The 13443-nt window shown below is 68.8% G+C and carries 9 protein-coding genes and 1 pseudogene; 3 read left to right on the top strand and 7 right to left on the bottom strand.

The features are described 5' to 3' along the window. Nucleotides 1–930 (top strand): IS30 family transposase (locus AB0C75_RS15290; RefSeq protein WP_362890848.1); only part of this gene is annotated, 930 nt, incomplete at its 5' end. Between the two features lie 77 nt (nucleotides 931–1007). Here the strand turns inward: AB0C75_RS15290 and AB0C75_RS15295 are convergent. Both AB0C75_RS15295 and AB0C75_RS15300 read right to left on the bottom strand, forming a co-directional pair. Continuing rightward, nucleotides 1008–2075, bottom strand: coding sequence for a magnesium and cobalt transport protein CorA (locus AB0C75_RS15295; RefSeq protein WP_362890850.1), 1068 nt, complete (start codon nucleotides 2073–2075; stop codon nucleotides 1008–1010). A 5-nt stretch (nucleotides 2076–2080) separates the two neighbouring features. Continuing rightward, a complete protein-coding gene (locus AB0C75_RS15300; protein ID WP_362890852.1) occupies nucleotides 2081–2716 on the bottom strand; it encodes a TetR family transcriptional regulator in 636 nt (211 codons plus the stop codon). Nucleotides 2717–2838: 122 nt separating this feature from the next. On the opposite strand from AB0C75_RS15300, the gene AB0C75_RS15305 reads away from it, so the two are divergent. Beyond that, on the top strand, nucleotides 2839–4584 hold the full coding sequence (locus tag AB0C75_RS15305; protein ID WP_362890854.1) for a CocE/NonD family hydrolase: 1746 nt from the start codon (nucleotides 2839–2841) through the stop codon (nucleotides 4582–4584). Nucleotides 4585–4634: 50 nt separating this feature from the next. Here AB0C75_RS15305 and AB0C75_RS15310 read toward each other — a convergent pair whose 3' ends face one another. After that, nucleotides 4635–7676 carry a TIM-barrel domain-containing protein gene (locus tag AB0C75_RS15310; protein ID WP_362890856.1) on the bottom strand — a complete coding sequence of 1014 codons (3042 nt, stop codon included), beginning with the start codon at nucleotides 7674–7676 and terminating at the stop codon, nucleotides 4635–4637. Nucleotides 7677–8310: 634 nt separating this feature from the next. On the opposite strand from AB0C75_RS15310, the pseudogene AB0C75_RS15315 reads away from it, so the two are divergent. Then, nucleotides 8311–9537: pseudogene (locus AB0C75_RS15315) on the top strand (glycoside hydrolase family 27 protein); the annotation flags it as partial. 91 nt (nucleotides 9538–9628) lie between these two features. Here the strand turns inward: AB0C75_RS15315 and AB0C75_RS15320 are convergent. The 4 genes from AB0C75_RS15320 to AB0C75_RS15335 all read right to left on the bottom strand — a co-directional run bounded on the left by AB0C75_RS15320 (nucleotide 9629) and on the right by AB0C75_RS15335 (nucleotide 13435). Further along, nucleotides 9629–10747 (bottom strand): cytochrome P450, encoded by a 1119-nt coding sequence (locus AB0C75_RS15320; RefSeq protein WP_362891196.1) that lies wholly within the window; start codon nucleotides 10745–10747, stop codon nucleotides 9629–9631. 197 nt (nucleotides 10748–10944) lie between these two features. Next, the gene (locus tag AB0C75_RS15325; RefSeq protein WP_362890858.1) at nucleotides 10945–11505 is read right to left on the bottom strand and encodes an isochorismatase family protein; all 561 of its coding nucleotides are present in this window, start codon (nucleotides 11503–11505) and stop codon (nucleotides 10945–10947) included. Between the two features lie 102 nt (nucleotides 11506–11607). Further along, nucleotides 11608–12213: a GPP34 family phosphoprotein gene (locus AB0C75_RS15330; RefSeq protein WP_362890860.1), complete on the bottom strand. Its 606-nt coding sequence runs from the start codon at nucleotides 12211–12213 to the stop codon at nucleotides 11608–11610. Between the two features lie 190 nt (nucleotides 12214–12403). Further along, nucleotides 12404–13435 carry a hypothetical protein gene (locus AB0C75_RS15335; protein WP_362890862.1) on the bottom strand — a complete coding sequence of 344 codons (1032 nt, stop codon included), beginning with the start codon at nucleotides 13433–13435 and terminating at the stop codon, nucleotides 12404–12406. Nucleotides 13436–13443 lie beyond the last annotated feature (8 nt).

A 13443-nucleotide genomic window follows, 5' to 3' on the forward strand; every position in this document is an offset into this window, starting at 1 on the left:
GCCACCATCCGCGCCATCGCCGCCGAACTGGACCGCAGCCCGTCCACCATCAGCCGGGAGGTCCGCCGCAACCGGCACCCGGTCAACGGCCAGTACCGGCCCTACGCAGCCCAGTCCCGTGCGGATGCCCGCCGGCCCCGCCCCAAGCCCGGGAAGATCGGCCAGAACCCCGCTCTGCGGGACTTCATCCAGGACCGCCTGGACATACGGTGGAGCCCGGAGCAGATCTGCCAGGCTCTACGGGCCAACTTCCCCGACCGGCCGGAGATGCACGTGGTCCACGAGACGGTCTACCAGGCCCTCTACGTCCAGGGTCGGGGCGAACTCCGCCGTGAACTGGCCCGCGCGCTGCGTTCCGGACGCGTCCGCCGCAAACCGCGACGCCAGGCCCAGCAGCGTCAGCCGAGGTTCTCCACCCCGATGGTCATGATCAGCGAACGTCCCGCCGAGGCGGAAGACCGGGCCGTCCCCGGTCACTGGGAGGGCGACCTGATCATCGGCAAGGACGGCGCCTCAGCGATCGGCACCCTGGTCGAGCGCGCCACCCGCTACGTGATGCTGGTGCACCTCCCCGACGGCCGCAGCGCGGAACACATGCGTGATGCCCTGGTGCAAACCGTCCAGACCCTGCCCAGCCACCTGACACGCTCGCTGACCTGGGACCAGGGCAGCGAAATGGCCTCCCACGGCGCCTTCACCCTCGCCACCGACATCCCCGTCTACTTCTGCGACCCCGCCAGCCCCTGGCAACGCGGCTCCAACGAGAACACCAACGGTCTGCTGCGGCAATACTTCCCGAAGGGCACCGACCTTGCGGCCCACAGCCGCGAGCACCTCGACACAGTCGCCGCGGAACTCAACGGCCGCCCACGCAAAACGCTCGACTGGGAAACCCCAGCCGAGCGCCTGCATAAACTGCTCGCGGCCTGATCAACACGACCACGTGTTGCGATGACCCCTAGAAAGCGCCCCCGCAGGGCCGGGGCCGTCCTGTCGGCGACAGTCGCTCAAAGCCAGCGGTGCCATTTGAAAACACCCCAGAGCCCGACGCCGAAGCCGATCATGAGAGCGACGGCGAACGGGTATCCCCCCACCCAGTGGAGCTCCGGCATGTGGTCGAAGTTCATGCCGTAGATGGAGGCGACCAGGGTCGGTGTGAACAGGATCGCCGCCCACGACGAAATCTTCTTCACCTGCTCCCCCTGCTCGATGGTCTCCTCCGCGAGGCGACGGCTCTCCTCGCCCTGGGCGAGGCTCGCGCTCGACATGCGCCGCATGGCCTCGTTCTGTTCGACCGTCACCAGGGTGGAGTGGACGGTCAGTGCGTTCTCGAGCAGGGACCTGGACCCGTCGACCCGTTCCGTGACCCGGATCGTGTGGTCGAGCACGTTGCGCAGCCGGTTCTGCACCTCGTCGCCGGTGCCGTACCTGCCGGCGCCACGGAGCAGGCCCTGCACCATGTCAGGGAGCGGTCCGATCGCACGCTGGAGCGCGATCACCTGCGAAAGCAGCCGGTAGATCCGCTCCGAGAGCGCGGGATCGGCGTTTCCCTCCCCGAACAGGCTGTCCTCGACCTCGTCGATGTCGTTCACCAGCCCGGCCACCACAGGTGCGTAGCCGTCGACGATGATGTCGAGGAACGCCGTGAGCATCGCCTCGGGCCCCGTGCCGAGGAACTCCGGCTCGGCCTCCAGGGCATCGCGGGCCGCCGACAGATCGGGCACGGCGCCGTGCCGGACGGTGATGACGAACTGACGGCCGACGAACAGGTGAACCTCACCGAAGTCGACGCGCTCCAGCCGGTCGTCGTACGAAGCGGGACGCAGTACGACGAACATCGTGTCGCCGTACCGCTCGAGCTTCGCGCGCTGATGCCCCTTGTGCGCGTCCTCGACGGCCAGTGGGTGCAGACCGAACCGGGCCGCGGCTGTCTCGAGACCGTCCGGGTCGGGGTCCATCAGCCCGATCCAGGCCACGCCCCCCGACCGCTCCAGGTCGTCGGTCGCGTCCTGCAGGTCGGGCGGGCAGGCTGTGGGGTGCCCCTCGACGTAGATACGGCCGTCGATCGCCGTCATCGGCCTTACTCCTTGCCGTCGGTGGCCGGCGTTGCCGGGGCCAGCACACTCTGCACGGCGGGCCCGACGAGCGCGACCAGCGTCTCACGCTCGGCCTCCGTGAGCGTCGGGACACCGACGACGCCTCGTCCCACCATGAGCCCGACGAGCATCGACGACACGATGCCCGCCCGGAGCGTCGCGTTATCGACGGCGCGTGACGCGATAGCGTCGACGAGCAGGCGTTCCTGGAGGAACTCGCGCAACTGCTTGTTCGCCTGATCGTTGACGATGGCGCCCCGGAGCATCGCCATGAGCGGCTCCGAAGTCCGGGCGTCGACTTCCCATACCTCGATGAAGGCGCGCACCACGCGCTCGCCGAGAAGCTCGTCGGTCCCCTCGAACGCGGCGCTGAAGCGCGTCAACGCGTCCGCGGGGACGGACATGACGGCGGCGAACAGCTCGTCCTTCGACCGGAAGAACTGCATCACCAGCGACGCGTCCACCCCGGCGTCGGCTGCCACGCGCCGGATCGTGGTCCCGGTGAAGCCGTCGGTCGCGAATCGGGTGCGGGCCGCGTCGAGGACGGCCTGCCGGGTGGTGTTCGCCCCCGGCCGGCGTCCGCGGCGCGCGGCGGTTGCGGGAGTCGTGTGCGCGGTCATGGTCCCAAACTACCTGGTCGACACGAATCTCAACGCGGGTTGAGTTATGGGACTCCCAGCCGTACGCCCGAATCGTTGCCAGAGCGCGTTCGGTGGACGAACAAGATGTGAGGAGCTCACCCATGAGCGATGACCAGAAGGTATTCACACCGTCCCAGCCGATGGAGCCGGGTTCTGCCCGATACGGCGTCCTGAGCGGGTTCGAGCCCGGGACCCGGACGTTGGAGGCCGGTTTCCGGATCGCTCCGCCGTTCAAGCCGCTGCCCGTCGACATCGTCTTCGAGAAGGACGTTCCCGTCACCCTGCGTGACGGCGTCACCATTCATGTCGACGTCTTCCGTCCCGTCGGGGCGGAGGAAGTGCCGGTCATCGTTGCGTGGAGCCCGTACGGAAAGGGCCAGGGGGCGTCCGCAAGTGTGATGGGCATCTTCGGCATGATCGGGCTGGACAACAAGATCGTCTCGGGCCTGGAGAAGTTCGAGGGGCCGGACCCGGCGTACTGGTGTGCGCGGGGCTACGCGATCTGCAACCCGGACATCCGGGGCGTGGCCCACTCCGAAGGCGACAGCGTGCTCTGGGACCGCCAGGAGGGCCGGGACTGCTACGACCTCATCGAATGGCTCGGTGTCCAGGACTGGTGCACCGGCAAGGTCGCGATGAGCGGAACGTCCTACCTCGCGGTCTCGCAGTGGTTCACCGCGGCCGAGCAGCCGCCGCACCTGGCCGCGATCAACCCGTGGGAGGGCGTGAGCGACGTCTACCGCGACCTGGTGATGCGTGGCGGCATGCCCGACACCGGGTTCGCCCAGCAGCTCCAGGAGGGCAGCTTCTGGGGCAACGGCCAGAAGGAGGACATCCTCACCGAGGCCGAGCAGCACCCGCTGATCAGCGACGTGTGGGAGAACAAGATCCCGCAGTTCGACAGGATCACCGTTCCCGCGTACGTCGTCGCCAGTTACTCCAACACGCTGCACACGGCCGGCACCTTCCGCGCCTGGCGCCGGATGGGGTCCGAGCAGAAGTGGCTCCGCGTCCACAACAGCCAGGAGTGGCCCGACTACTACGACGAGGCGAACACCGAGGATCTGCGCCGGTTCTTCGACCGCTTCCTCAAGGGCGAGGACAACGGCTGGGAGCAGACGCCACGTGTGCGCTACTCCCTGCTGGACCTCGAAGGCGGCGACCGGGTGAACATCCCGGCCGACGCGTTCCCGCCGGCCGACGTCACACCGACGAAGTACTACTTCGACGCCCGTTCACGGACACTGGCGACAGAGGCACCCGCCGCCGAGGCGACGGCGGCCTACACCGCCGGTGCCAACCCGGACACCGTGTCGTTCGTGACGCGCTTCGAGCAGGAGACCGTGCTGGTCGGATACCCGAAGGCGCACCTCTGGGTCGAGGCGCAGGGTTCCGACGACATGGACCTGTTCCTCCTCGTCCAGAAGCTCGACGCGTACGGCACACCGCTGCAGCAGTTCACCGTGCCCAACCAGGGCGCACTGATCCAGGACGTCACCGAGCGCGGCGCCTCGATCCTGCGGTACAAGGGCTCCGACGGACGACTGCGCGTCTCGCTGCGGCACCTGGACAAGGCGCTGTCCACGGAGGACGTCCCCGCCCACAGCTTCGACCGGGTCGAGAAGCTCTCACCCGGCGAAGTCGTCGACATCGAGGTCGATCTGCTTCCGGTGGGGCTCACCTTCCACCCGGGCGAACAGCTCCGCTTCGTCGTCAGCAGCCGTTCGCTCCTGGGCACGATGATGCCCGGAAACCGTGAGTACGTCCCCGCCAACGGCGGACAGCACATCATCCACACCGGTGGCGACCGCGCGTCGTACCTGCGGCTTCCCGTCAGGACCGCGTAACCCCGGCGGCCCGGCCCGGCCCGCCGCCTGGCCGGCCGGGGCGGCGCCGGCTACAGCAGGGTCAGGCTGTCGATGTTGGCGCTGCTGGGCTGAGAGAGGGTCGCACGTACGGAGACGCTGTCGCCCTGCGGGAGGTCCGCGCTGAACGAGGTCGTCGCCCAGGTGTCCCAGCCGCCTGTGGGCGGCATGGCGAGGGTGGCGCGTTTCGTGCCGTCGACATCGATGACCAGGGGGCGGTCCGTGTCACCTCCGTTGGCATAGCGCACGAGGACTTCCCTGGTCCCGGCTGTGGCGACGGTGACCGTCCAGGCGAGGGTGGAGCCTTCGGCGGACGTTCCGGTGAAGTCGGCGTATCCGGATCCCGTGTAGCCGGGGTGGCGGGTGTCGATGACGAAGGCGCTGTCGAGCCGCGCGCTCTCGGCCTGGTACACCGTGCCGCCGCCGACCTCGGGGAAGGGATCACCGCTGGGTTCGACCGTGGCGGCATCGCCGCCACCCCCGGTCACGGGAATCTCCGAGGTGATGACACTGAGAACCTTCGCCTCCGCGTCCCAGACACAGCCGGTGCCCTGTTCGCTGAGGAGAGCGGCGGCCTCGCTGGTGAAGGCGGGCAGGGTGGCGCCGCCGTCGACCCCCATGCCCACCGGGCTGTCCAGGCCGTGGAAGCGGACGAGGTAACGGCGTGCGTCGGGCGCGCCCTCGTAGGTCCCTTCGGGCTGCGCGATGACGACGCGGGTGGAGGCGTCGGTGAAGGTGAGGCGGGTGACGCTCGTCCCCGACCCGGTCAGATACGCCTCGGTCAGCCCGTCGTCCTCGACGAGCTCGAAGACACCGTCGGCCCCCGTGTAGACGTCCGTCTCGAGCTGCCGCTTGGTGAGGTAGGCGGTGCTCTGCGCGTACGGGTACCTGGGCAGAATCGCCCCGGCCCTGACGAACAACGGTGCCTCACCGGTACGGGTCCTGTGGGCGAGGTCCTGGGTGTCGGACCCGGTGTGCGTGGCGTCCGTCCAGAAGTCGTACCAGTCGCTTCCCGCGGGCAGCCAGATGTTCTGGACGTCGCCCCCGTCGGAGGTCAACGGGGCGACGAGGAGCGAAGGGCCCCACAGGTACTGCAGGTCGTGGCTGTAGGCCTGGGACCGGTCCTGGTAGTCGATCACCATGGCCCTCGCCATGGGCATGCCGGTGGCGGCGGCCTGATGGGCGAGTGTGTAGATGTACGGCATCAGGCTGTACCGCAGCTGACCGTACTTGGCGAAGTCCGCCTGGGCCTGCGCGCTCTGGTCGAGCGGCCAGCGCGATGCCTTCTTGCCGTGGTCCTTGGTCGACGCGGTGGTGTGGGGGCGCCAGATCGGGGACAGGCTGGACCAGGCGACGGGCCAGTTGCGGTAGTAGGCGTCGGACACGGTGCCGCCCTCACCGAAGCCACCGCCGTCGATGTTGGCGAAGGGGAAGCCTCCGAGGCCGGCCGTCTGCATGCCCCGGATCTGGGACCGCATCTCGTCGTAGGTCTGGCGGATGTCGCCCGTCCAGTAGTGCCCGTAGCGCTGCTGGCCGGCGGTGGCACCGCGACTCCAGGTCCATGGCCGCTTGGCGGATCCGATGTGCCCGTCCCCGTCGGGGTCCCAGCCCTCCTCCCCGACCCCCTTGTGCAGATTGAGGAAGTAGGCGTTGCGGTCCTCGGCCCAGGTACGGCCGTCGGCCGTAGGCGCCGTGTACGGGATCGCGCCGAGGTCGTCGGTCTCGTCGATCCACAGCCCGTCGCCGGGAAACCCGAGGCCCGGGTCGAGGGCCTTGTCCCAGAAGACCTTCCACACCCAGGCGCGGGCGTCCGGGTTGCTCCAGTCGGGGACGGCGTTGCTCTCCTTGACGTTCTTGAGATCGGCCTCCTCGAAGCTGTAGCCGGGCGGTGGGCCGTCGACCCAGTCCGCCATCTCATTGGTGTTGTTGCGGTTGTAGTCCAGGGTCACGGTGACACCGCTGTCGGCGGCCCACTTCTGATACCCGGCGGGGTCGGGCCAGCGATCGGGGCTGAACTCGAACCACGACCCCGACCAGGAGCCGGAACCGGCGCGCCAGCGGTTGTCGTTGACCTGGTGGTCGAAGGGGAAGCCCGCGGCGCGGTGCTGGGTGATCTTCTCGCGCCACCAGTTCTGATCACTGACGTCGGCGAAGCTCTTGTCGGACATATGGAGCCCGAAGATGGACAGCTGAGGCAGTCGCGGGCGTCCGGTGAGCTCGGTGTAGCGGTCGATGAGCTGCGAGAACCGGGGGCCGTTGATCAGGAAGTAGTCCATCTGGGGGCGTTCACCGGCTGCATCGTGCGCGTCGGCGGAGAACGTGTACCCGTTGTCTCCGCCGAAGCTGAAGGTCGTGTCGAACGTGGTGTTGAAGAAGACCCCGTAACCCTTGCTGGAGAGGAAGAACGGCACGATTCCCGGTGCCTGGTTGTTGGGGTTGTCGGCGGCGGCGTCCGCGTCGGCGTAGTTGTGGGAGACCGTGTCGCCCGTACGGTCGAGGCGCGGTACGCGGCCCAGTACGCCGTGCCCCGCCTTGAGGAAGCGCTCCTCGGAGGACGGCGGTACGAACGACTCGGTGGCGATGGAGTGATCCGAACCGCTCCAGGTGATGCCGTGGGTGGCGTCCTCCTTGGCCAGCAGGGTGCCGGTGTCCCGGGCGAAGAACTCCAGCCGTAGCGGGGTCTTGTGCAGGACGATGCGCAGCCCGTCGTCCGCGGCGGTCCTGAACTCGAGGGCGTCCCCCTTGTCCGTGACGCTCAGGCCGCCGCGCAGCGCGGTGTGGTTCTCGGGTCGCACCATCTCGTAGCGGGTGTCGGAGAAGAAGCTCTCCCCGGCGCGGGTCGCGGACACCCTGACCATGTGGTCCCCGTACGCCGTGAGACGCAGTTGCTGCCCGGTCGCACTGGTGACGGTGGTGCTGTGCTCCTCGGTGGAGTGTGTGTCGTAGTCGGCGAGTTGTTCCTGCTCGTCCTCCGCCGCGAGTGCGCGTCGGGGTACGGCGGTGACGGCGCTTGCCACCAGTACGCCAGCGGCCGTCGAGAGCAGGGTTCTGCGCTTGATCTGTTGGCGTTTCATGGTGTCTCCAATGCGTGGGGCCATCAGGAACGGAGCAACGTTCTTGCGCATCCGGGGAGCCGGGAAAGGGGCCGTCGAACAAGCGGCCCAGGGGTGCCCCGGTGACTGCCACGCCAGGGCGGAACGTGCACGGCGCTGGTCAGGTATATGAACAAGGGACTGCAATATGAACCGGGTAGGTGATGACGCTAGGTCCAGAGCTGTTCAGGGGTCAACCCTGGTGCACGTGTCAGAAGGTGTCACCGGTACCGGCCTGGGTCTCGCCGGTTCGTTCATGTGGATGAATGCTCGTGCCTCTCTCCGTGGGTGAAAGGCGTCCGGCCTGCGGGTTGTTGCTCGGGTTGGGTGTGTGTCGAACTGTTTCTTTATCTTGGGTCTTGACTCGAAAAGAAACACAACAGCACACTGGCCAACGTCACTTCATCGACCGAAGAGCGCCTCCATGACCGTCGGGCGCAGATGAAGGGTAGTCAACTGCCGCTCGCAGCAGCCCAGTTGTGCCACGCGGCAGCGAAGCCAGATCGGACCCACCCACCCCTCCTGCCATCCACGGGCTCCATCGGCCCCTGGATGGTTCAGTCAGTGCTTTGCCGTACGTCTTTGATGATGGGCCGACACAGGATGGAGGAACGCGATGATGCATCGTCCACAACAGCGCACCGCCCGCCAGAGGTTGCTCGGCATCACCACCGCCGGGCTGCTCTGTACCGCCGGACTCGCCGCCCCGGCGGCCGCGGTCCAGGCCGCGCCCGCGGTCGGGCAGGCCCCTGGCGAGGGGCTCGCGCCCACCCCGCCGATGGGATTCAACAACTGGAACACCACAGGGTGCGGACCGGAGTTCAACGAGGAGATGGTCAAGGAGACGGCTGACATCTTCCTGGAGAGAGGTCTCAAGGACGCCGGGTACGAGTACATCAACCTCGACGACTGCTGGGCCGAGCCCGAGCGTGGCGACGACGGCAAGCTCGTCCCGCACAAGGAGCGGTTCCCGGAAGGGATCAAAGCCGTCGCCGACTATGTGCACGAGAGGGGCCTCAAGCTCGGCATCTACACCAGTGCGGGAACCCGGACCTGCGACGACGTCGGGATACCCGGCGCCCTCGACCATGAGGAGAGCGATGCGCAGCAGTTCGCCGACTGGGGCGTCGACTACCTGAAGTACGACAACTGCAACAACGAGGGCCGGCCCGCCCAGGAGCGGTACGCCACCATGCGCGACGCTCTCGACGCGACCGGACGGGACATCGTCTACAGCATCTGTGAGTGGGGGTCGAACCAGCCGTGGAAGTGGGCCCCCGACATGGCCGAGCTCTGGCGGACCACGGGGGACATCAACGACACCTGGGAGAAGATGACCGAGAATCTCAAGGAGAACCTTCCCCTCGCCGAGTACGCCAAGCCCGGGCACTGGAACGACCCCGACATGCTGGAGGTCGGCAACGGAGGAATGTCCGACATCGAATACCGCTCCCACTTCTCGCTCTGGTCGATCATGGCGGCCCCGCTGCTGATCGGTACCGACCTGCGTGAGGCGGATGACGCCACGATGGAGATCCTCGAGAACAAGGAGGTCATCGCAGTGGACCAGGACTCGCTCGGCCGGCAGGGCGAAGTCGTGTCGGAGGAGGACGGCCGTTGGGTCATCAGCAAGGAACTCGCCGACGGCAGCCGAGCGGTGGCCCTGTTCAACGAGAGCGACGACGAGCAGACCATCAGCACCACGGCGGACGAGGCGGGAGTGCCTGACGCTGATACGTACCGGACCCGGGACCTGTGGCAGCAGGAGGACGGGACGAGTTCGGGCACGCTCGAAGCGACGGTGCCTGCGCATGGCACGGTGCTCCTGAAGGTCACGGCCGACTGACCACGCCCGCGCCGAAGCCGTCGCGCCGGCCCGGAGTGCGGCGCAGGCCCGGGGTGAGGCGCCGGTCCGGCGTGGTGGTGGCGGATGCTCAGAGCAGGACGGGAAGAGAATCCAGCCCGCGGACGAGCCGGGTCCTGCGCCATTCCAGCTGGTCCACCGGGACGGCGAGCCGGATGTCGGGGAAGCGGGCCAGAATCACGCGAAGGGCGATGCCGACCTCGGCTTTCGCGAGGGGCGCACCGACGCAGCGGTGGATGCCGTGGCCGAAGCTGAGATGACCGGTCGCGTCCCGGTCCAGGTCGAGTCGGTCCGGAGCCGGGAAGCGTTCCGGGTCACGGTTGGCTGCTCCGAGGGCGACGAGGACCGGGACGCCCTCGGGGATCTCGGTCCCGCCCAGGGTGATGGCTTCCGTGGTGAACCGGAAGGTGGAGGTGCTGACCGGTGCGTCGAAGCGCAGAAGTTCGTCCAGTGCGTGCGGGACGGTCTCCGGGTTGTCGCGCAGGCGCCCCAGCTCGGCCGGATGCCGGAGCAGGGCCAGGAGGGCGTTGCCCAGGAAGTGGGTCGTGGTCTCGTGGCCGGCGATGAGCAGCAGCACAGCCAGGGAGACCAACTCCTCTTCGGCGAGCCGGTCTTCGCCGTCGCGCGCGGAGATGAGACGGTCCAGGAGTGAATCGCCTGGGCGAAGGCGCTTCGACGCGATGAGTCCGGTCATGTAATCAGCGAGGGCGTGCGAGGCGACGTCTGCGCGGGCGGGCTCTCCGGCGGCGAACAATTCGGCGGACCAGCCCTTGATCCGGGACCGGTCGTCCTCGGGAACACCCAGCAGCTCGCAGATCACCATGACCGGAAGAGGAACAGCGAGGCCGGCGACGAGATCGACGGGCCCGCCGGCGGGCCACCGGTTCAGCAGTTCGCCGGTCAGCCGGGTGATGAAGGGACGGAGTCCGGCGACGGCGGCGCTCGTGAAGGCGCCGGTGACCAGCTTACGGAGCCGGGTGTGCTGAGGCGGGTCGCCGGCCAGCATGGTGTGCGCGATGGCGGGGTGCAGCCGCCGCGTCGAGTCCTTGCCGGCGAAGAACGCGGCGGTGTCCTTGGAAAGCCGCCCGTCGCCGAGAGCCTGCCGGGCTTCCGTATATCCGGTGACCACGTAGCTGTGGCGTCCGCTGGAACCTGACGCCATGGCCTGTACTGGGCATTCGGAGCGCATGGCGGCATACGCGGGATAGGGGTCGCGGGCCGAAGGGCTGTCCTTGGGGGCGTCGTTCACCGTGTCAGGCTCCAACTGTGAAGGGCAGGCCGTCATCTGTGACACGCCGTGCCGCGCGGCGTCCACGTCACGTCACACCGGACGCCGCGTCCGGGAGCAGTGGTCGCACCGGACGCAGCGTACCGGTCACACCGACGTCAGGACGCGGCGCCGAATGTGACCTCCTTGGTCGACTCCACCCCGGCTGTCCGCCCCGGCGCCGCCTGGTGGGACCAGCACAGGTTCGCGTGCGCGATGACCTGCTCCACCGGCGGTGCGCCCCATGCCGACCTGTCGCTCGCGGTGTGGGCATCGCTCACGAGAGTGGCGTTGTACCCCCTGGTGAAGGCGCCGTGGAGCGTCGACCGGATACACGCATCCGTCTCGGCTCCGGCGACGACGAGTCGCCCGACTCCCAGGCCCGACAGCACGGTCTCGAGGTCGGTGTCCTCGAAGGAGTCGCCGTAGTTCTTCCCGACGAGCGTCTCGGTGTCGCCCGGAGTCAGCTCGGGAACGATCCGCCAGCCGTCGCTGCCCTTCGCGAGCCCCTCGTCCGAGTGCTGAACCCAGACGACGGGGACGCGTTCCCGCCGCGCTCTCTCGACCAGGCTGCCGATGTTCGCGACGATCGTGTCGCGCTCGTGGGCCCCCTCGACGACGTCGTTCTGCACGTCGACGACGAGGAGTGCGGTGTTCGGCCGGTTCTCGAGAGTGGTCATGGTCTCCCCTTGCGCTCGCGATGGACCCCTGTCACCACGAACGCTAGACCCACCCACTGACAACGGGAAGGAAGGAGCCTCGGGCCGCTGCCCCGGCCAGGCTCACGGCCCGCGCCAGACGTTGGCGAAGGCCGCCTTCTCGATGGACCGCCGCTGCCGTACCGCCTCCAGCTCCATCACCGCGTCGTGCACAGCGGCCACCACGGTCGTCACCGCGTCGTCATCGAGGCCGGGCTCGTCATCGTCATCGTCGGACCGTTCGCCGCCGATGCCCATGATCGAGGCGAGAGCAGCCAGGACGGGTTCCTCCCTCCCACGGTCGGCGGCCAGGCGGTGCGCGGACGTATCGGCCGGTTCCAATCGCTCCGAGCCGAAGGGCGAGTGGCCGCTTCGCTTCCGTGTCAGCTCACCGTCCTGCTCAAGTGCTGCCTGATAGGTGGACGAGAGGTCCCTGCCCCGGCGCCAGAGCCAGTCGTCGATGCGCTCGTAGGGTGCCTGCCGAGTCAGCCCTGCCGCAGCCTCGCCCATGAGCCGGTCGTCAGGCGTCGCCGGTCCGCCCGGCACGATGCGGTCGCCGTCCAGGGCAACCGCCCCCGCGCCGATGAGATCGATCAGCTCGGCCCCCGCGAGCGCGAGCGACAGGTCACCCTGTCCCACGGAACGCTCCGGGTCCATGGCGATGATGAACAGGTCCTTCGCCGTGGTCATGAACGGCTCCCCTCGGAGACATCGACAAGGTGCGGTTGCGGTCCCTGCCGGCCGGCCCACGCCCGATGTCGGCCCGGCGGCAGGGCGACCGTCACGACCAGTATCGCCCTGTCCACCCGGCCGGGCATCGGCTCGACGGTGGGTGCGGCATCACCCGGTCACAGGCGTCCGGATGAGCCCGAGGGGCGCGTCAGCGCCGGTGCAGGTCCGCGAGCATCAGGGTCGGATCGTCTCCGGCCAGGTTGGCGCCATTGGTGACATAGGCCCGATGTCCTCGGACGGTGACGCCCGTGGTCCCCTGCAATCCGTCCTCGGCGTCCAGCAGGGTCCTCCGGGCACCGTCCGCGCCCACTCGCACGACCTTGCTGCTCTCGTTGATCGCGGCGAGGATCTCGGTGCCCCGGCCGGTGAAGTCGAAGTCGTCGATTCCCTCCAGGTCCGTGGCCCGTATCTCGGCGCGGCCGGAGCCGCCGTTCCTGGTGAGAGGGATGCGGACGACGGTGCCGCGGTCGGAGTTGCTCGCCCACACGGCGCCGTCATGGATCTTCATGCCGTTGGCCCCGAAGAAGCCGTCGGGCGCCAGGGCGGGGTCCGCCGACCATACGGAGGCTTCGCCGCCGCGCAGAGGTGCCTGCCAGATGCGCCCACCGGTGGAGTCGGTGACCAGGAAGCGGCCCCGCTCGCTGTCGATGGCCAGTGCGTTCGGGAAGGTGTCGGCAGGCAGCGGCACGACGAGCCGGGTCTCCCCGGAAGGACGGAGCTGCCAGATGCCGTTCAGCCCGCCCTGCCCGGAGGGGTAGAGGAAGTACACGTCGCCGCTGTCGGACCGGGCCACCCCGGTGACCTGGGCGCTCCCGACGACGGGGGTGGTGGTGCCGCCGTCCGGGGGCAGCGGCATGGTGGCCAGCACTTGGACGGCCCCGTCCGGCGCCACCCGCACCACCTGGCGGGCGGGGATCATGCCGACGATCACGCTGCCGTCGGGCTCCAGCGCCATACTCTCGGCGACCTGGCCGGCAGCCCGGTCGAAGTGGGCGAGCACGCGTACGTTGCCGAGGCGGGTGCCGGTGGCGTGGTCGGGGTGTGTCGCGGTGGTGCCGGCCGGGGCGGCCGGAGTCGGGGCCGCGAGGGCCGCCGGGACCGTGACGGCGGCAGCGAGCAGCGTGGTGAGGCCGAGCGTGGCGGCGCGCCGCCGCAGCCCGGTGGGTCGGTGAGGGAACACGGGATTCC

The organism is Streptomyces sp. NPDC048565 (assembly GCF_040650935.1).
Lineage (GTDB): Bacteria > Actinomycetota > Actinomycetes > Streptomycetales > Streptomycetaceae > Streptomyces.